Raw genomic sequence first — 19516 nt, forward strand, 5'->3', positions numbered from 1 at the left:
TTTTAAACATGTTCTAAAATTGAAACTGCACTTATTAGCCATCTGCAACAATTTCTAATGGAGCTTGGTAAGGGATTTGCATTTGTGGCTCGGCAACAGCATATTGTTACTGATACTTCTGATTTTTACATTGATCTGGTTTTCTATAATTATTATTTGAAATGCTTTGTATTACTTGAGTTAAAAACGCATAAACTTACTCATGAGGTCATTGGTCAGATGGATATGTATGTGAGGATGTATAACGATTTGAAAAAGCGGGATGATGATAATCCTACGATTGGTATCATTCTTTGCACAGAGAAGGATGAAACGATTGTTAAATATTCAGTAATGGCAGAGAATGAAAAGTTGTTTGCCAGTAAATATCGTCTTTATCTTCCCGATGAGAATGAGTTAAGACAAATAATTGAAGAAGATAGGATTAAGTTTGAATTAGATAGAAATAGAGAATAGCGTTTTATTGATGTGTTTTTAGATCGGCATTGGGACTCTATGCCATATTACCTTTTTTTATGACAATGATTTCAAGCTTAGCGTTTAATAAGGCGATCAAAGCGATAGCCTGTTGGGATTGGTAATTGTGGTGGATTGCGGGACCAGGATATGTAAAAAATAAAAAAGCTATAATGAAAATCCCTACAACATTAATTCCGCTTGCGTACAAGATTTCCAGGGATGTGTATGATGGCAAATTGAAGAAATCTGAGGGTGCGAAATTGCTTTCTAAAAATGAGCAGATGAATATAAATTCTGCGCAGGATTATATTTCCAATTTTAGATGTTTAATGAATGGAGAACTATTTTATAGAACACTGAATACTGCTTCTATGGAATATTTTTTTTCCAATATGTTGAAAGATTATGGCGAAGCATATCTTCGTAAACCACTATTTGCTTTGATGCAGCATATTCAATACTATGAAGGGCCGCAACAAGTAAATATGCTTGCAATGCGGGATATCTATGATCGATATACTCAAAAAGCGAGTTATCTTTTGCTTATTAATAACCTTGAACAGTTGATAGTTAATATACAGACAGTTGAAAGTTATCTGGCAGGAGATAATGAAAGACAGAAAACACTTGATCTTATTCAAAAAGGTATTTGTTTTGTGGCATATAATTTTGGGGGTAAGTTGAAATTTGCCCCAAGCAGATTCATTGGTTATATCAACAACAACCTGGAACTGCATGCTAACAATCAAATTGACGGAAGGGAGACTAATCCCGCAATCAGTAGGCTTTTGGGTAACGACCCAGTTGCAGATACATTGCTTGATGAAAAATATCAGGAATATTGTGCTTCATTAAATATTAATTCCCGTTCAACAGGTTCTTTTGGTGTTGAACGAAAATTCTGGATATTAAATTTTGAAGAAGGTGATAGCCAGATTGAATTAACGAGAGATTTTCCGGAGGGGGTAATGATAGAAAGGCTTCACAAAGTGAGGGAGCGAGATCCCTGGCTTGTAGAACTGGCGAAGAGCAATTTTAAAGCCCAACATGGAAAATTGATCTGCCAGATCTGTTCATTTGATTTTGAAGAGCATTATGGTGATTGTGGAAAGGACTTTATTGAAGGGCATCATACGAAGCCAGTGAGTGAGATGGTACCCGGGTATAAGAGCAAACCTGAGGAAATAGCGTTGCTTTGCTCTAATTGTCATCGGATGGTGCATAGGAAGAGGCCATGGTTAACAATGGCGAAGCTGGCTGAGGTGCTTAGGAAGAAGTGATAGAGATAATTCAAGCATAACTATGTAGTTTGGATAGGAACTCAGATTGATCTGTTACTGGACAGGAATCATTTCGGTATTAGTATCTGGGATATGAAGCTTTTAACTTAGGAATTCTCTATAGATATAAAACTATTCTATAGATTTGCAAAACAGCCCAATTCTATCTCCACCCCCCAAACGCCAAAAGGCTTCAGATTATTAATCTAAAAGCCTTTAATATTTTGCTAAACCATCCAGTTTTTTAGCTGGTTATTAGGAAGAAGTTTTGAACTATCTAAGTGTATATAATTCAATCTTTTAAATGCTAAGGTTAATATCTGCGGGAAATAAAAAACATCTCCAAGATATTGACTTGAAGATGTTTACATTACTTGCGGCCCCAGGTATCGGAACCTCGAACCAAATTATGCAGGATTGGATGGATTTAGGGGGTGGTTAGGTTAAAAGGAGCGAATATAGTATGCGAAAGGTTCGAGGTTGGTACAGCTAGAGAATGAAATGGACATACTTACTTACTGCTTGTATTAACCTTTTTTTGGCAAGGTTTTCAAAAAATGGCAATATGTATACAATATTATAACTATTATAATATACATATTATAAGAAGTTAACTACACATCAGATATGTCAATTGCAATATGGAAAAAGGCAAAAAGAAAGCTGAGAGGAAAAGAGCTGCACTTGGTCATTTTGATCATGATGGTTTCTTAGAGCAAATAAGTAAGCGCATAAAAAAGGTTCGTAAAGCCAAGGGCTTCAAGTCGTATGAACTGTTTGCTTATGACATTGAAATATCAAGGGCTGGAATGTCCAAATATGAAGCTGGTAATTTTGATGACATCAGAATGCGGACTCTATTAAAAATAATAGACGGGTTGGAGATGTCCCCTAGAGAATTTTTCTCCGAAGGTTTTGATTAATAATATGATAAATTATAATTGACCCCGAAAAAAGGACCGGCAGTTAAGATAAAAAATTTTAATCTTAAATTGCCTACAGAATGACAAAAAAGAGCAGACGTAAATTTAGTGGAGACTTCAAAGCGAAGGTCGTGTTAGAAGCCCTTAAGGAGCGCAGCACTATGGAAGAGCTGGCGCGTAAGTATGAGTTGCATCCTACTCAAATCAATACATGGAAAAGAGAAGTGGCTGCGAAACTGGCTAGTGCATTTGAAACCGATGGAGCCTTCTCCAATACAGAACAACAAGAAGACCAGCTGGAAAAGCTTTATGCCCAGATCGGTCAATTAAAGGTAGAGAATGATTTTTTGAAAAAAAGTTGCGTTGAAATCAGTATCGTTACGTAGAGATATGATTGATCCTGGTCATTCAGGGTTAAGTATGCGTCAACAATGTCGTTTATTAGGCATACATCGTAGCGGGTTGTATTATAAGCCTGTAACAGAAACGGCAGAGAACCTGGTAATCATGCGTCTACTTGATGAGCAATATTACAAAACTTCATTTTACGGTGTAAGGCGCTTAACGGCCTTTTTAGAAGAAATGGGCTATCATGTTAACCGGAAACGTGTAAAGAGCTTAATGGAGCTGATAGGGTGGGAAGCGCTATACCAGGAACCCAATACGAGTGCGCCCAATGTAGCACATAAGATTTATCCATATTTACTAAAAGGATTAAAAATAACAAAGGCGAATCAGGTTTGGGCTACGGATATCACTTATTTCCCAATGCGGAAAGGCTTTATGTATTTGTGTGCAGTAATAGATTTATATACCCGTTGTGTTTTGAATTGGGGTATAAGTAAATCCAATGACAGCCGAATGGTGTAAATATGTTGTTGAAGAGGCTATAAGGCTAAACGGGCAACCTGAAATCTTTAATACGGATCAAGGAAGCCAGTTCACAAGTGAAGTTTTTACAGGGCCACTCAAAGGTCACGAAATACAGATCAGTATGGATGGAAGAGGACGTGCCCTCGACAACATTTTTGTGGAAAGATTGTGGCGGAGTGTGAAATATGAAAATATTTATTTGAATGTTTATGAAGACGGAGTAAGTTTGTATAAAGGCTTGAGCGAGTATTTCAATTTTTATAACAAAGAGCTATTACATCAATCGCTGGGATATAAAACTCCTGAAATGCTTTACACGCAGATCGCCGCCTGATCCCCTGCCGGGGGCTTGTACCAATTGCTTAGATGAGTAAACTCATCCAATCAATTGGCACCTCTCAAAGCGAAGAAATACCAACTGCTGGTCCTAACAATTGGGTACACCATAAATTGACAATGCTCTGAAAAGACAAATGTACATGGAATATGATATTATTTTTTAATATTTAATGCTTGTATTAAGGTTTATCAAAATAACAGAAAGACGCTGATGTTATGAATATAAAGAATTTAAGGATAAAGAATTTCAGATGCTTCCCCGAGAAAAATTGGGATCTGAATGGCCATTTTAATGTTTTAATCGGCAATAATGCAACTGGCAAAACTGCAGTACTGGATGCCATTTCAATTGGTATAGGAAGTTTTTTTTTAGGAATCGATGATGTATATGCTAAGACTATTTTATATAAAGATGTAAGAAGAAATACTTTTGCAGAGAGCCGAGAGTATCAATTACCTTGTGAAATTGAATTGAGTGCATCAATAGGAGAAGATGAGGAAATTCTAACTTGGCAGAGAAGTGTCTTAAGTATGAGAGGGAATACAAGGAGGGATAAAGACACTAATAAGCTTGTTAACATTGCCGCATCTCTTCAAAATGAAGCAAGGCAAGGAGCGAAAATTAGCTTGCCGGTATTTAATTATTATGGTACGGGAAGATTGTGGACGGAAAAGCGTAAAGTTGTTAAAACAATACCTCTCTCTTCGAAATTCGATGCATATCAAAGTGCAATTGAACCAATCCATAGTTCAGCAGTATTTACCTCGTGGATGAAGACTAGAACGCTTACAGAACTACAGACCCAGATAAAGGACGAGGCATTAGTTTTGGTTAAAGCAATTACATCCTGCTTTTTGCAAGAGGGCGAAAAAATTGAATATGACGTTAAATTAGATTCAATTATACTGAATAAAATATCTCAGGGAGGAATAAGTAGAATTGAGTGGAATGAATTAAGTGATGGCTATAGAAATGTAATTGCAATGGCAGCTGATCTTGCATATCGATGCTATACATTAAATAGTCATTTTGGATTATATGCAGCGGAAAAATCCAAAGGAGTAATTCTAATTGATGAAATCGATCTCCATTTGCATCCATCCTGGCAAAGAACAATAGTCGAATCTTTTAAAAAAGCTTTCCCCAATCTCCAGTTTATTGCAACTACACATTCTCCATTTATAATTCAGAGCTTAAACAATAGTGAATTGATTGACTTACAAGGTAAGGATATGGAAGTTGACTATTATAAAAAAGGAATAGAGGATATAACCGAGAATGAGATGCACGTTGACAATCCCATCCGGAGTGAAAAATATAAGCAAATGCTTGATGCTGCAGATACCTATTATTCAATTCTTCAAAATTATAAGCAAGGCATCATTCCGGACGCTGTTCAAAAGCAATTGGATGAAATCGAATCTGAATTTTCATCAGAACCAGCTTATGTTGCTTTGTTGAAATCTGAAAGGAAGGCAAACATCAAATAAATAGAATGAGACCAGTAGAAAAATGGCAAGTAGGGCAAAATCAGGTTGTTGCTCAATATGTTCCTCATAATTTGGCTAAGCCTAAATTATTAGAGAACTTTGGAAATGAACCTTATTACTTCTGCAATTATTGCGATCGTGTTATTCCCATGGTCAATCTGGAAATTGAGCATATTCAATGTGTGCGTTTCAATTCGAACTTAGAGCATAGTTGGGCTAATTTTTTACTTGCTTGTAAAAATTGCAATTTAGCTAAAAGCGACACAAATGTTGCTCCCGGTAATATTCTTCTACCCCAATTTCAAAATACTTGGAACTGTTTTATAATTAACAACGATGGAACAATTGAAGCGGATGAATTTAATGCTTTAGCTCATAATAGAGCTCTTCAGGTCGTAGAGCTTTTGGGGCTTAATAGGGGTAAATTCCATCCACTTCGACAGGACCAAGATGATAGATATGATGCGAGAAGACATGCACTAATGATAGCAAAACGAGCATTAAAACATTATGAAGACCAAGTCGAAAACTATCTTACAGATATTATTTTTCAAGCTACCAGTATTGGATTCTGGTATGTTTGGATGAAAACTTTTGAAAATTATCCTGAAGTTCAGGATGCCTTAATTCAACATTTTAACGGAACATATGCAAATTGTCGAACTACGAGTGTGGATCGTTTGTAACCCATGTTTCCTGAAGGAATCATCTATGATCGCAAAAATGTGGCATTTCGAACCCCGAAAGTAAATTTTTATTAATCCCCCAACAATTCAACTTGATCCCATTTCCCGACCTGCCGGGCAATACAGGTAATAAGAAAGGGACAAATCATCTTTCGATAATTTGTCCCTTTCTTAGCGGACCGGACGGGACTCGAACCCGCGACCGATGGATCGACAATCCACAATTCTAACCAACTGAACTACCAGTCCGTTGAGAGATACTTCGGGTACCTCCCGGGGCATAAACAATACAATGGATGCTTTTGGGGCTAACATTATCCAGTCATAGCCATCTGCGCCTTTTGCTACAAATGCTTCCGCTACAACCTTCAAAAATGAGGTAACAAACAAAATAAGATAAGATAACTTAAACTTCGGGGTTAAATCCTCAGGAGATTCCATCTTTCATTTCCTCTCCCGTTGATGAAACAAAATTACCACCGCGCTGCGCAGTCTTTCTACGCAGTAAAAAAAAGAACAAAAAAAAACTTCAGAAAAAATCTGAAGTCCTTAATTATCAATATATCGAATCAAAATAAGCCATCACCCGCTCCTCACTCGCCCTCCGCAACTCCACCTCCGCACCATACATCTCTTCCCTCAACTGCCTATACAACCTCACCACATGCAGCAAAGGCGCATCATACAAACAAATTAACAGCCTTGGCTCACCCACATGCTCCCCTGTAAACGCATTGAGCAAATGCCCAAACCGCTCGCATACCCCATCATCATTTCCTTATTCCCTCCAATCGCCTCCCTCGTCACCAATACAAAATCAATATCAGAATATTCATCCCGCTGACCACCAATCCATGAGCACCCAGCTGCCAACCCGACCACAACATCATCAGCAGATAGTAACGTTACTACCCGGTCAGCAAATTGTTGAAACGTTGTTTGTTTTTCCATGAAAGAAAGATACAAATGGATACCCAACTCCTGTCACTATAAATACGGCGGCAACTCCTTTGCAAACGCCGGATCCACCAAAGCCGTATCGGGAAAAAATACGTTCGCACCTGTCCCAACCAGTAAAAACTAATAATCGACACAGCCATCTTAAAATCAAGCTTCGCCCATACACCCCACAACAACATCATCCCAGCATAGTCCCTAATAACATCGCATGAGCTTTTTAAATTCGGCCGTTAATAATTGGCTCCAGCCAGGTGCATTCACCACAAAGCGCTGTTGATTATAAATTGCTCCTATAGGGAATCTCAATCCCCACCATAGGTATTCCTACCTTATATCCACAAATAGAAATTCAAGCTGATTATTCGCATCCTGCTTCAGAATATTCAACCGATATGCAGGAATATTTGCCATAAAATTCGAAAATATCCAATCTGCCTTTGACCGCTATTAGTCATTTTCAATAGCTTCTTCTTTCGCCAATTAAAAATAGAACAGTAAGCCAAATAACCATTAGAAATCCGCTAATTCCGCCTAAAAACACCTTCCCGCTTGATCCTTACCTTTATCTCTCACTTAATATATTTCTATGGCAAAACAAACTTCCATCATCACCTTTAGCGGCCGGCTCAATAAAATGATCGGGGTAAAGCGCAAAACGGGCTCTTATATTCGATGTATCCCCGAAAAGGTGTGTCAATCCCCCGGTACCAAACGTGCTGCTCAACGCTTCGGTATGGCCAGCTCTATCGCCGCTTTCATCAGGAAAGCCATTGTTCCCCTCCTGGATTTCACCTGCGATGGCGGTCACGTGAACCGGTTGACAAAACGACTTATTCCCTCAGGAGGTCAGGACATAAAAGCCATCAAAGGGTACCGCTTTACAAATAATAAATATACAGAAGAAGGCAAGATCATTGCTGTACGGATTGATTTCTCCACCAGAAAGATAATCGGTACCGGTATTTTTACCGCTGATGAAAAGATTTGCATTCCCGGAATTGGGACATTAATTATTATAAATGGAGCCGGAGAAATCATCGACATACAGGAAGAGGAAATACCTGTATTAAATGCCTCCCGATATATTGCACAAATAACAATGCCTTCGAAAAATACCCCCTTCACCCAAAGAGAATAACCCCCATCCCGCCAAACGAAATATATACAAGTGAATCCAATTAAAAAGAAACATACTTTGCATTTGCAGGCAAGCCCTGTCCCCCGCTCATTCCCCAAACATTTTTAATTCCCGCAAAAATCTCCATATTCCACCTCCACCTCAGGTCCACGTTCCTGCCGCTGCTATATCGAACACCTGTCGTGCAATCACCACAAAAAGTAGAAATGCCCCTGCTTACAGCCAAGAGTCCCGGGCAACGCCAAAATTACCGTCGGCCTGCCAGCCGTCACGATCTTGTACAAATGCAAAGTGACTGATTTAAACGCTACACAAACCAGGTAGCATAGATCTGAGGGTAATGGTTTTCTTCATTGTTTCGTTTGTGTATATAAAATAGTATATGTGAAGGTGAGCAAAAAAACTTCCCCCCAAGTGCAACCTTTTTTACTGAAACGGAACTAATATATATAAACAGTTTAACCATGACCAGGATCATCATCATTACTGCTTTGTTATTATTGCAACTACAATGTCTTGTCGCTCAATCCTTATCAGATACTATTCCTTTTACTTTAGCAGGAGCGAAGGTGCTTTTGAGTGGTAAACTCAATGATACCAGTAATGTAAAAATTGAATTGGACCTGGGGGCTGGCACCCAATGTGTGAATAAGCAGTCATCTAACCGGCTGGGGGTGAATTTTGACAGTAAGATAACTGTGAACAATACAGAAGGGGTGAATGAGGTCAGGCATAGTACAAAGAACAAATTATCAATTGGGCATTCCCATTGGGATGATCTGCCATTTGCAGAAGTCGGTAATATGAGACCAAATGAAGACCTGATTGTTGGTAATGGGCTGTTCTTAAATAAAATTATCGAACTGGATTATGATTTAAATATTCTCATTGTGCAGGATCATCTACCCGCTAAAGCAAAGGATTATACCAGTCAACCTGTTATTTATGAACAGAACCGGCCGAAGCTGGAAGTTTCATTTTACCATAACGGGCAGCACTATACATTCTGGACGTTATTTGATACAGGTAGAGATGGCACGATGCTGATAGGAGAGGACTTTACAGGACAAAATGGGAATTGGGCTCAATTACATGAATTACAAATGCTTAATGGTAAAAAGATTGTCCGGTTGGATGCGGAAGTAGGAGGGGTACGTTTCAAAGATATTGTAACGAATCCTGCTGATCCGGCAAAGCCGCAGGGAAGATGTACACTATTGGGAAACCAGTTGTTGAATCATTTCAATGTGATACTTGATAACCAGCAGAAGAGGATTTATCTAAAATTGAATAGCAGGAGGGAGGAACGGTATTCGGATTATAAACAGTATGAGGAGATGATGAAGAAGAAATCTGATTGATATGACAAACTACGTATTTCACGTATTTTGAAGCTTATGAAAATTCATTATTCCCGTTCAAACGTCACCTTATCCCCCACATTCAAACCACTATTTTCCACCAATACTGTTACATATGTTTGATTTCCTTCCTTTCGCACATCCACCACATTCCCCTGGTGTATATCCGACATAATCTCTTGGTGCGCATTTACCACGTTCCCTTTGTGTATATCCGACATATTCTCTTGGAGCACGTCTGACATATTCCCTTGGTAAGCATCCACCACATTTCCTTGTTGCACTTCCGCCATATTCCCCTTCCGCAAATCAAAAAACGCAGCCGGAGAAGCATACTCCACACCACCGCCATTTGCAATATGTATCACCTTGTCCGATAACTTCACAATCTCTTCCACATCATGACTCACCATAATAGTCGTCAAATGATATTTTCTATGCACCTCCTGCAAAGTCTCCTGCAACGACAGCCGCAGCTCCCTGTCAATCGCCGACAAAGGCTCATCCAATAATAACAGCTTTGGCCTTTGTGCAATCGCCCTCGCCAGTGCTACCCGTTGCTTTTGTCCGCCGGAAAGCGCCTGTGGCTTCCTCAATGCCAGCTTTGTCAACCCTGTTACTTCCAGCAATTCATCTACTATTCCCGTAGACTCGTTTTTTTTCAAAGCAAAAGCTATATTCTCTTGCACAGTCATATTCGGGAACAACGCATAATCCTGAAACACCATGCCGGCATTCCTCCGCTGCGGACGCACGTTTATTTTACGACTACTATCAAACCACAGTGCTCCCTCCACACTGACACTCCCTCTATCCGGTTGCATAAACCCCGCCAGCATACGCAATATACTCGTTTTACCAGCGCCTGAAGGGCCATATAAACTCACAAACTCTCCTTTCTCCAATGCCATATCCAGATGAAGTAGTAACTCTCCATCAGCAGTATGTAAATGCTTTTGCAACGATACTTTTACCATAGTAAAATGATTGATCTATGCTATCCTCGCTAAATAAACACCTCTGGAACAACACTAAAAATAATCACTCCTCCTCATTCTCCTATTCACCAAATACATTCCCAACAACACCACAAACGAAATCCCTATCAACACCACCGCATACATATTCGCCTCCCTATAATGAAACGTATCATTCAAATCATAAATCGCAATCGCCGCCGTCCTGGTCCTCCCCGGAATATTCCCCCCCACCATCAACACAATCCCAAACTCCCCCACCGTATGCGCAAACGTCAAAATAACTCCCGTCAATAAAGACGACCTGATATTCGGCAACAACACCCTTCTCAACGTCTCCCATTTCGACTTCCCCAACGAATATGCCGCCTCCCTCAAACTCTCCGGCAATGAAGCCAACCCCGACTGTATCGGATGCACCATAAAAGGCAAACTATACAACAAAGACCCTATCAACAACCCCTCAAATGAAAACGCCAGCCTTACATGCATATACTTCGCCAAAAACGCCTCCGGTCTGAAAGCCATCAACAAATAAAACCCAATCACAGAAGGCGGCAATACCAACGGCATACTTACCACCACCTCCATCACCGTTTTAAAGATAGAAGGCTTTTGTGTCAACCACCACGCTATGGGAATAGCAATAAAGAATAAAATAATCGTTGTAAACAGTGCCAGCTGCAATGTCAAAATTATAGGTGCTGCCTCTATCATTGTACAATATATCCGAATTGCTCAAATATTTTCTTTGCCTGCGCCGAGTAAAGAAAGTCATAAAACTGCCTCGCTGCCACATTGTCTTTCAATAATACCGCCGCCTGTATAATAGGAGGATAATCCTGCCGCTTCACCTCCATCCATTTACCTTTTCCCTTCATCGCATCAGATATCACAATAGACTTCGCCGTAAACCCAACTTCCGCATTCCCTGAAGCAATAAACTGACTTGCCTGCGTAATACTCTCTCCCGTCACCAGTTTCCCCTCCACTGAATGAATCAGCCCGTATTTCTTAAGAATAACCATGGTCGCTGCACCATAAGGTGCTGTTGCCGGATTCGCAATAGCAATATGATGAACCTTGTCAGCACTTAGCAACCGCATATCCGGGGTTACCCCAGGTAAGGTCGTCCATAGTACAAGGATCCCCTGTGCATAAGTCCTTGGTGGCACCACTGCCAAACCAGCAGCCTGTACCCTGGCAGGAAATGCCGTATCCGCAGAAATAAAAATATCAAAAGGAGCCCCTGCAATGATCTGCTGGGTTAACTTCCCCGAAGCGCCTGATACCACCTCAATTTCAGTCTTATTCACCTTATTAAAGGCCGTCTTTAAAGCCTCAATGGTATATTGCATATTAGCCGCGACAGCCACTATAATCTTATTTTGTGCCTGCCCTCCTAAACTAAGGAAGAACGCGCAGACGAGTAGGAGCAATCTCAGTTTCATACTTAAATTTACAAATACTTATCGCTAATATCGATAGTTACCATTGAAAAAAAGAATACGATAGCTTATATTGTAGCATACATTTTGCGCAATAAGCGCAAAGAAACATCAGAAGAATGAAAAGTTTAAAAATTGTTGCGAAATTTAAAGTCACTCCTGCCACAAAAGAAGCAGTATTAGCCAGCATTGTGAAATGTGCCGAACTGTCAAGGGCCGAAGAAGGAAATATATACTATGACGTGACAGCACATGTCTCAAATCCTGACATAATAGTCATTCTTGAAGAATGGAAATCTCAGGCAGCTATCGATTTCCATAATTCCACTGCTCACTTCAAAGAACTGGTGGAAAATATAGCAGGAAAAGCTGAAATCACTATCGATATCCTGACCCTGATCAATTAAATGTACTTTGAACCCCATGGCAGACGTGGGGTTCAAAATTTTACTATATTAGTAGCATGGATCATCAAGCATACCCCGAATTAAAATCCCTTTTGAAGCTGTTTCTGATGCTGCTATTATTCATGATCATAATCGGATTAATAGGTGGCTTTTATGTGGGATTTTCCAGGACCCCTGTAGACCCGTTAACCAAATCTCTCATAAATCTTATTTCTTATACAGCGGCTATGATCGCAACCATCTGGTATGCTGCAAAACTGAGTAAGAAAAAACAGCCAGAATCATTTGAATTGGGTTTTAATAAGATACAGCTTTGGTTGATTCCAGTATTAATCATCAGCACAATAGCATTAACGGTAGGATTGGAACGGGTATCCTCGCTGGTACCTATGCCCGATAGCGTTGCTAAATTCTTTGATGACCTTTTTAAGAATGATATCTTCTCCATCATCATGATATCCGTTGCTGCGCCTATATTGGAAGAAACACTTTGTCGTGGAATTGTGTTAAAGGGCTTATTACAAAATTATCCTCCCCGCAAAGCAATCGTATATTCAGCATTGTTTTTTGCATTGATCCATCTTAATCCATGGCAGTCTTTACCTGCTTTCTTTGCTGGTTTATTCTTAGGATGGATGTATTATAAAACAAGGTCTGTAATACCCGGAATTATTATACATGCGGTAAGTAATACCACGTTTGTATTGTTCTTATTCCTGCCAAAGGCACAGCAGGATTATTTAGGGTTGTTAGGTTTGCCGTTATATTTAGTAGTGTGTGTATTGGCAATAATCGTGTTTGTAGCAGGGTGCATGCTAATTCAAAAAAGAGCTAAAGTGGTCTGAATTTGGTCGTGGTACCCATCAACTCTAATGAGGAATCATCTTTTCAAGATACTCATTTTATCGTATATATCCAACCTGTAAGACTTTCCTAATCCCACCCTGAGGAGGATTCAGTGCCTTAACAGATATCACCGGCACAAATTATATACAATGCCTATAGTCCGTTAAAACAAAAAAGCGCCTTTCTCTGATCAAAAAGCCCCTTTTTTATTTTACCTTAACACCATGAAAAATACATGGGACGACAAAGAAGAAAAATTTTACGAAAGACAGGAATTCACGGCAATAGACTTTACAGAAACGCCACTAAAAAATTGGGAGTTCTACAAATGCAAATTCGATAAATGCATTTTCAGTAACTGCGATCTCTCCAATACCACCTTTGAAGACTGCACTTTTGATGGCTGCGATTTTTCTATGGCAGTAGTGAAAAATACCGGGTTCAGAAGTATTACATTTACCGAATGCAAATTGCTCGGTGTGAACTTTGCGCTATGCAGCAAGTTGCAGTTCTCGTTTAAATTTGAAAAATGTAACCTGAACTACGCTATATTTTTAGGCAGAAACCTGAAGAAGACTCCTTTTATAGAATGCAGTCTGAAGGAAGCTGATTTTTCAGATGCCGACCTCTCCGAATGTAAATTCACCCAATCAGATCTCACGCTCACCAGATTCTCCAATACCAACCTTGAAAAGGCTGACTTCAGGGGAGCACTGAATTTCTCCATCGAACCTGAGTTTAATAAGATGAAGAAAGCAAAGTTCAATCTCTTTCAATTAGAAGCATTGCTCTACAAATATCAATTGGATATTGATTAAGATCTTGGGGGGCATTCCTGATACCGTGAAGCATATTGTAAACTTTGTTGCTGTTGGCTCTATGCACAACTTTAGTTATCTCGGTGGCCCCATTGGCTTGATTATCGGGGGAATTTATTCCTATCGTAAACGCATTACTATTTCTAAAATTATTATAATTTAGTCCTCTATATCCCCTTATTATGTTCAAAGTTACCTGTCTACTCGTTGTACTTTTGGTTTCCTGCAATCATTCCCCTGTTGAAAGAGACAGAACCGAAAAAAAAGAAGTGAGTCTGGATAGTTTAAGTTTTGGCTCCTTACTTACCAACGAGGCGGATTCAAAATCTTTTTCTTACTGCGGCCATATCGCCGTCATTCTGATTATTTTGGTGCCGACAGCTCCACGTCTCACTAAAACTTAACCTATGAAAAAGTCACTGTACTTTTTACTGCTCCTATGTTCTTTCGTCATTAAAACCTACTCACAAAGAACATATTACATCGACTTTGGCCCAAATGATGTTACCAACGGTAACATCACCACCAGTCCCGATGCAAATGGCAATTACTGGAACAATATCACCAATACCAGTACAACCGCCGCTTCGGTATACCTGGTCACAAACAAAAACGCATTATCCGGTGCATTACTCAACATCACCTCCGGCTTTAGCTCTAACGGCATTAACAACGGAGGACTGCTATCACCCAGTGCATCGCTCCTGAATGATCTCGCTATCAACACTGCCACGCAGGATTATTTTTATACAGATAATACCGCGAGCTTTATCATCAAAGGACTGGATGTAAGCAAAGGATATATCTTTTATTTCTTCGCTACCCGAAATGACCCTGAAGTACGCAAATCAAATTATACACTTGTAGGCAATACCACCTACAGCGCTACCCTACAAACCTCTGGTACGAATCTGGGTGGAACCGGCTACAATGGTAACAACAGCACCATTCTCGTCACCAACACCCTCACCCCCGATACAAAAGGCCAGATCGCCATTACCGTAAAACGCGAAACCGGTACTTTCGCCTATATCGGCGCCCTGAAAATAGCGGAAGTCCAACTGCCCATTACCGCATTAAAAACAACCTATATTGATTTCGGTCCCAATGATGTAACCAATGGCAACATCACCACCAGTCCCGATATCAATGGCAATTACTGGAACAATGTAACCAATACCAGTACTACTGCCGCCCAGGTAAACCTTGTGGATAAAGTGAATGCATCAACAGGGGCATATGTTAAAATCACTTCCGCATTTTCTTCCAATGGTATTCTAAATGGAGGTTTATTATCACCAGATGCCAGCTTATTAGGTGACCTCGCCATCCCCACTGCCACCCAGGATTACTTTCACACCTCCACGGCTTCCAGTCTTTCAATAAGAGGACTGGATAAAACCAAAGGCTACGTTTTTAATTTCTTCGGTACCCGCAACGACCCTGAAAAAAGAGTAACAGGTTATTCACTCACCGGGGCTACATTCTACGACGGTCTGCTGCAAACCTCCGGAACCAATTTAGGCGGAACTGGTTATAATGGAAATACGAAAACCATCCTCACCTCAGATATAATCATGCCTGACGATAATGGTCAGATAAACCTGACCATGACCCGATCTGAAGGCACCTTTGGCTACCTGGGTATCCTGAAGATCAACCAGGTCAACCCTGTTACGTTTGAGCCGTATTGTACTACAAAAGACGCCAGTCGCATCGCCATCATGGGCTCTTCTGTCCCTTCAGGTACAGGTGCTACCAACAACCAGGGATACGCCCAGTTATACGCCCAGCTACTGACTACCAGGGCCAACAACGGTACCGGTCAAACCTGGAATGTATCGAACATATCCGTCCCTGGCAACAACACCATCAGTGTGATCAACCGATGGGATAAAGACTTACTACCCATATGTGGCAAATACGTTATTTACGCCCTCTCTTTAGGAAATGAAGGGATCACCACCGGCGGCCAGGCCATCTTTGATCAGTTCAGAGATAATATGAAATTGCTCATTAACAAAGCAAGGCAACAAGGCATTGAACCCATCGTCACCAATTGTTATAGTCGCGAAGATTACACGGCTACAGAATACAATTATATCAAGCAAATGAATTTGCTCATTCATTCCTGGAATGTAGCAAGTATCAATTTGCTCGGTGCACTTGACAATGGAGCCGGTAAATGGGCCACCGGTTATAAATATGATGACCTGCACCCCAATGATGCGGGGCATCTTGAATTTGAATATGCGATCGTTCCTTCTTTGTTCGATGCTTTAAAAGCAGGAAAGACACAACCCTACCAGGTAAATGGTACCTATTTAAACTTAAGCCCTTCCACGGGCTACAAACTTCAAATTAAGCCTGAGGAAACGCTTCATTCCTTTACCTACTCTTTTGATATCCAAACATCTTCCACCGGGCAGTTAGCAGAACTAAGCACCACTACGGGTTTAAAAACCTTAGTGATCAATACCTCCGGAAAGCTGGACTATTCATCAGGTATTTCTGGTACTACAGTACTGACCGACAACCAATGGCATAAAGTGACACTCACCCATTATTATGCAATGGGGAAAACACTATTATACATCGATAAGGTATTGCAGGGATCAATCGCTGAAAAGGTCGTGACCACTGCCTTTGATCTGAATGGCTCCACTGCGCCAGCTGCAAATTATCGTACGTTACTCTTCTACCGTTCTGGTATGACACCAGAAGAAATCAACGCTATGGTAGATGGTAGTCTCCTAAAATCAAGTCTTGAAATTTATTCCCCCCTTGATGGCGGCAATGCAGATCCAATTATAAATTTCGCACAGAGTACAAACAAATTAAAAAAGGTAAACATCATTGCAGGCACCTATTATCTTCAAAACCGTTTCAGCGGACTGTACATGGATGTAGATGATGGTCAGATTACGCAGGATGGTGGCAATATCCAGCAATGGAGCTTATTAAATGGTACGAATCAACAATTTACCTTTACGCACCTGGGTAATGAAGTCTATAAGATCATTTGTGTCAAATCCGGAAAATCAGTAGATGTGTCAGGCGTGAGCTCTGCAGATGGCGCCAATATACTGCAATGGAGTTATGCAGCCGGTACCAATCAACAGTTTTCAATGGTGCCTGTGGATAACGACTATTATAAGATTATACCACAGCATAGTGGTAAATTGATAGAGGTATCCAATTTTAGTACGGTGAATGGAGGGAATGTGCAGCAATGGGCAGATGCAGGTCAACTCAGTGGCCATTGGAAACTCGTTCGGTCATCATTGGCAGCACCGGCTACAATTGCCAGCGTAGTGAAAAAAGAAAATCAGTCCGGAATTTCAGTATATCCAAATCCTGCTGTGAGCACGCTTTATATAAGTGGGTTAACGAATGCAGTCAGTATTAAAGTATATAGTAGTTCAGGGCAATTGCAGTTATCCGGTTATGGAAGATCTATAGCTATTGGTCAATTGAGTCCTGGTGTGTATTTGGTACACCTGGGGACGAAGGTGTTCAAATTTGTTAAACAATAAAATACTAAAAGGGTGTATTAGAATTTCTGATACACCCTTTTAAATTATTCAGTTCCCGTATCATTTAATTGAACCTTAACCGAAACTCCAATGGTGACATACTTGTCTTCTTCTTAAACAATTTATTGAACGATTGTGGATATCCAAACCCCAATTCATACGCAATCTCTGCAACCGTTAATGTCGTTGTACTAAGATATTCCTTTGCCTTTTCAATCAGTTTATCCTGAATATGCTGCTGAGCACTCTGTCCTGTCAGCGTTCGAAGCATATCACTCAGATAGTGTGGTGAAAGACGCAGCTTATTAGCCAGATATTCCACACTTGGAAGGCCGTTTTTTAACGTTTCTTCATTATTGAAATATTCTTCTAACAATCCTTCCATCTGCGTAAGCAAAGTATGATTTGTCGCTTTGCGAATAAAGAACTGTCGCTCGTAAAAACGATTGCTATAATTTAATAACAACTCCAATTGCGCAATAAGAATATCCTGTGTATGCCGGTCAATATGCTGATACTCTTGTTCGATCTTGTGGAAAATATTTATGATATCTTTCTCTTCTCTGTCCGACAAATGCAGTGCTTCATTCACCGCATAAGAAAAGAAACCGTATTGTTTTATCTTCCCGGCCAGCGTAGACCCCAACAAAAAATCAGCATGAAACAACAACGCATACCCTGTGCCTGTTTGCTGACTATCCATAGCAAGATCACCTACGGTAATCGACTGTATCTGTTTTGGCGCTAAACAACTCAACACACCCTTATCAAAATCAAAATATAGCTGACCATATTTCACCTTGCCCTGCACATTTCTTTTCAAAGACACACTATAAAAATCGAACAGAAAATTCTCAGCAAAGAAATCAGCCGTCAGTCGTATATCTTCCACCCGAATCACACTGATCAGTGGATGCAATGGATCTGGTAGCGATAGCAACCGATGAAACTCAGATATGGAATGTATGCTTTTCATGCCACTACAAAAGTACACTATTAAAGAAAGGCACCAGTTTACCAAGCGCTTCATTAGTAGCAAAAGGCTGATCATATAAATCATAATGACCCGCACCCTGCACTACATGAATACTTTTATTGACAGCAGCAGCCTTATTATACAATTCAAATCCATCTCTGTAAGAACCAAATGCACCGACTTTATCTCCAACTATTACCATAAGCGGCTGTGTCAGCAACTGATCTGCAAGATGAAATGCATCAAATGCGATAGCGGCTCCCATACCTGTAAACCGCAACTTATTACAGGAATTTGGATGTTCTCCTCTTGGCGTTCTGTAATAATCGATGGCTGCTGCCATATCCATTTCTACAGGCCCAGCCTGCTTCGCTTCTTCAATAGATGCCGGTGTCCATTGCGTGATCAGCGGTTCCGCTCCGTTAGCTTCTGCAGTACGTTGTTGACCCACAGCCTCCAATATCTGTAATGCATTCAACTCCCGGTAAGCACGGCTAAAATTCGCCGCAACCACAGTGCCTACTGCTTTAATCCGTTTTTCAGTTAAGGCAGCATTTGCCGCATAGCCACCACCTGCACAAATGCCCAGTACGCCAATACGATCATTAGCTATAAATGCTATAGTGGTAAGATAATCCAACGCACACCTGATATCTTCCACCCTGGTAGCAGGATCTTCAAGATACCGTGGTTCGCCGCCACTCTCCCCTTGAAAAGAAGCATCGAAAGCCAGTGCTACAAACCCTGCCTGCGCTAGTTTTTCTGCATACAGACCGGCCGTTTGCTCCTTTACACTACTTCCCGGATGCACACATATAATAGCCGGATATTGATGTTGCGCATCAAAATTCACAGGTAGATGAAGATTGGCTGCTACCAGCCATGTGCTGTTCTTAAATTTTACTGATTGTTGCATGAATGCAAATTTCCCTAAAGACGGAGAAAGCGATGTTTCCAAACCGTGTAAAGGTGTATCCAAATTACTTGTAAGTCATATG

General features: G+C 40.4%; 17 protein-coding genes, 1 tRNA gene and 1 pseudogene. 12 read left to right on the forward strand and 7 right to left on the reverse strand.

Annotation, left to right across the window (positions count from 1 at the left end):
* Positions 1-18 precede the first annotated feature (18 nt).
* The 6 genes and pseudogenes from BW716_RS28825 to BW716_RS28850 all read left to right on the forward strand — a co-directional run bounded on the left by BW716_RS28825 (position 19) and on the right by BW716_RS28850 (position 6051).
* Positions 19-456: a PDDEXK nuclease domain-containing protein gene (locus tag BW716_RS28825; RefSeq protein ID WP_255373911.1), complete on the forward strand. Its 438-nt coding sequence runs from the start codon at positions 19-21 to the stop codon at positions 454-456.
* A 173-nt stretch (positions 457-629) separates the two neighbouring features.
* On the forward strand, positions 630-1739 hold the full coding sequence (locus BW716_RS28830; protein ID WP_220388858.1) for an HNH endonuclease: 1110 nt from the start codon (positions 630-632) through the stop codon (positions 1737-1739).
* 641 nt (positions 1740-2380) lie between these two features.
* Entirely contained in the window at positions 2381-2662 is a 282-nt protein-coding gene (locus tag BW716_RS28835) for a helix-turn-helix domain-containing protein (RefSeq protein ID WP_083729535.1), read from the forward strand.
* Positions 2663-2742: 80 nt separating this feature from the next.
* Positions 2743-3869, forward strand: a pseudogene (locus BW716_RS28840) (IS3 family transposase).
* 221 nt (positions 3870-4090) lie between these two features.
* Entirely contained in the window at positions 4091-5365 is a 1275-nt protein-coding gene (locus BW716_RS28845; RefSeq protein ID WP_083729536.1) for an AAA family ATPase, read from the forward strand.
* A 5-nt stretch (positions 5366-5370) separates the two neighbouring features.
* On the forward strand, positions 5371-6051 hold the full coding sequence (locus BW716_RS28850; protein WP_083729537.1) for an HNH endonuclease: 681 nt from the start codon (positions 5371-5373) through the stop codon (positions 6049-6051).
* Positions 6052-6226: 175 nt separating this feature from the next.
* Here BW716_RS28850 and BW716_RS28855 read toward each other — a convergent pair.
* Both BW716_RS28855 and BW716_RS28860 read right to left on the reverse strand, forming a co-directional pair.
* Positions 6227-6300: transfer RNA gene (locus BW716_RS28855), tRNA-Asp, on the reverse strand.
* A 444-nt stretch (positions 6301-6744) separates the two neighbouring features.
* Positions 6745-7002 (reverse strand): hypothetical protein, encoded by a 258-nt coding sequence (locus tag BW716_RS28860; protein WP_083729538.1) that lies wholly within the window; start codon positions 7000-7002, stop codon positions 6745-6747.
* Between the two features lie 595 nt (positions 7003-7597).
* Here BW716_RS28860 and BW716_RS28865 point away from each other — a divergent pair.
* Both BW716_RS28865 and BW716_RS28870 read left to right on the forward strand, forming a co-directional pair.
* Positions 7598-8149 (forward strand): hypothetical protein, encoded by a 552-nt coding sequence (locus tag BW716_RS28865; protein WP_083729539.1) that lies wholly within the window; start codon positions 7598-7600, stop codon positions 8147-8149.
* A gap of 464 nt (positions 8150-8613) precedes the next feature.
* The gene (locus BW716_RS28870; protein ID WP_083729540.1) at positions 8614-9510 is read left to right on the forward strand and encodes a hypothetical protein; all 897 of its coding nucleotides are present in this window, start codon (positions 8614-8616) and stop codon (positions 9508-9510) included.
* A gap of 47 nt (positions 9511-9557) precedes the next feature.
* On the opposite strand, the gene BW716_RS28875 is transcribed toward BW716_RS28870, so the two are convergent.
* The 3 genes from BW716_RS28875 to modA are packed head-to-tail and all read right to left on the reverse strand — an operon-like array spanning position 9558 to position 11938.
* Positions 9558-10487, reverse strand: a complete 930-nt coding sequence (locus BW716_RS28875; RefSeq protein ID WP_083729541.1) for an ABC transporter ATP-binding protein — start codon at positions 10485-10487, stop codon at positions 9558-9560.
* Positions 10488-10541: 54 nt separating this feature from the next.
* The gene (gene modB / locus BW716_RS28880; protein ID WP_083729542.1) at positions 10542-11204 is read right to left on the reverse strand and encodes a molybdate ABC transporter permease subunit; all 663 of its coding nucleotides are present in this window, start codon (positions 11202-11204) and stop codon (positions 10542-10544) included.
* Positions 11201-11938, reverse strand: coding sequence for a molybdate ABC transporter substrate-binding protein (gene modA / locus BW716_RS28885; protein ID WP_083729543.1), 738 nt, complete (start codon positions 11936-11938; stop codon positions 11201-11203). Before modA ends, modB begins: the two co-directional genes overlap by 4 nt.
* A 116-nt stretch (positions 11939-12054) precedes the next feature.
* On the opposite strand from modA, the gene BW716_RS28890 reads away from it, so the two are divergent.
* The 4 genes from BW716_RS28890 to BW716_RS28905 all read left to right on the forward strand — a co-directional run bounded on the left by BW716_RS28890 (position 12055) and on the right by BW716_RS28905 (position 17542).
* Positions 12055-12342: a putative quinol monooxygenase gene (locus BW716_RS28890; protein ID WP_083729544.1), complete on the forward strand. Its 288-nt coding sequence runs from the start codon at positions 12055-12057 to the stop codon at positions 12340-12342.
* A 227-nt stretch (positions 12343-12569) separates the two neighbouring features.
* Positions 12570-13187, forward strand: coding sequence for a CPBP family intramembrane glutamic endopeptidase (locus BW716_RS28895; RefSeq protein WP_179091315.1), 618 nt, complete (start codon positions 12570-12572; stop codon positions 13185-13187).
* A gap of 225 nt (positions 13188-13412) precedes the next feature.
* On the forward strand, positions 13413-14006 hold the full coding sequence (locus tag BW716_RS28900; RefSeq protein ID WP_083729546.1) for a pentapeptide repeat-containing protein: 594 nt from the start codon (positions 13413-13415) through the stop codon (positions 14004-14006).
* Between the two features lie 407 nt (positions 14007-14413).
* Positions 14414-17542, forward strand: coding sequence for an RICIN domain-containing protein (locus tag BW716_RS28905; RefSeq protein WP_083729547.1), 3129 nt, complete (start codon positions 14414-14416; stop codon positions 17540-17542).
* Positions 17543-17606: 64 nt separating this feature from the next.
* Here the strand turns inward: BW716_RS28905 and BW716_RS28910 are convergent, their stop codons facing one another.
* Both BW716_RS28910 and BW716_RS28915 read right to left on the reverse strand, forming a co-directional pair.
* A complete protein-coding gene (locus BW716_RS28910; protein ID WP_083729548.1) occupies positions 17607-18518 on the reverse strand; it encodes an AraC family transcriptional regulator in 912 nt (303 codons plus the stop codon).
* A gap of 4 nt (positions 18519-18522) precedes the next feature.
* On the reverse strand, positions 18523-19434 hold the full coding sequence (locus BW716_RS28915; RefSeq protein WP_083729549.1) for an alpha/beta hydrolase: 912 nt from the start codon (positions 19432-19434) through the stop codon (positions 18523-18525).
* Positions 19435-19516 lie beyond the last annotated feature (82 nt).

The sequence above is a fragment of the [Flexibacter] sp. ATCC 35208 genome, assembly GCF_001975825.1.
Classification (GTDB): Bacteria; Bacteroidota; Bacteroidia; order Chitinophagales; family Chitinophagaceae; genus Chitinophaga.

Coding starts and splice junctions, on each gene's coding strand:
- BW716_RS28830 (WP_220388858.1), top strand. CDS start 630: ATGAAAATCCCTACAACATTAATTCCGCTTGCGTACAAGATTTCCAGG.
- BW716_RS28835 (WP_083729535.1), top strand. CDS start 2,381: ATGGAAAAAGGCAAAAAGAAAGCTGAGAGGAAAAGAGCTGCACTTGGT.
- BW716_RS28845 (WP_083729536.1), top strand. CDS start 4,091: ATGAATATAAAGAATTTAAGGATAAAGAATTTCAGATGCTTCCCCGAG.
- BW716_RS28850 (WP_083729537.1), top strand. CDS start 5,371: ATGAGACCAGTAGAAAAATGGCAAGTAGGGCAAAATCAGGTTGTTGCT.
- BW716_RS28860 (WP_083729538.1), bottom strand. CDS start 7,002: ATGGAAAAACAAACAACGTTTCAACAATTTGCTGACCGGGTAGTAACG.
- BW716_RS28865 (WP_083729539.1), top strand. CDS start 7,598: ATGGCAAAACAAACTTCCATCATCACCTTTAGCGGCCGGCTCAATAAA.
- BW716_RS28870 (WP_083729540.1), top strand. CDS start 8,614: ATGACCAGGATCATCATCATTACTGCTTTGTTATTATTGCAACTACAA.
- BW716_RS28875 (WP_083729541.1), bottom strand. CDS start 10,487: ATGGTAAAAGTATCGTTGCAAAAGCATTTACATACTGCTGATGGAGAG.
- modB (WP_083729542.1), bottom strand. CDS start 11,204: ATGATAGAGGCAGCACCTATAATTTTGACATTGCAGCTGGCACTGTTT.
- modA (WP_083729543.1), bottom strand. CDS start 11,938: ATGAAACTGAGATTGCTCCTACTCGTCTGCGCGTTCTTCCTTAGTTTA.
- BW716_RS28890 (WP_083729544.1), top strand. CDS start 12,055: ATGAAAAGTTTAAAAATTGTTGCGAAATTTAAAGTCACTCCTGCCACA.
- BW716_RS28895 (WP_179091315.1), top strand. CDS start 12,570: ATGATCGCAACCATCTGGTATGCTGCAAAACTGAGTAAGAAAAAACAG.
- BW716_RS28900 (WP_083729546.1), top strand. CDS start 13,413: ATGAAAAATACATGGGACGACAAAGAAGAAAAATTTTACGAAAGACAG.
- BW716_RS28905 (WP_083729547.1), top strand. CDS start 14,414: ATGAAAAAGTCACTGTACTTTTTACTGCTCCTATGTTCTTTCGTCATT.
- BW716_RS28910 (WP_083729548.1), bottom strand. CDS start 18,518: ATGAAAAGCATACATTCCATATCTGAGTTTCATCGGTTGCTATCGCTA.
- BW716_RS28915 (WP_083729549.1), bottom strand. CDS start 19,434: ATGCAACAATCAGTAAAATTTAAGAACAGCACATGGCTGGTAGCAGCC.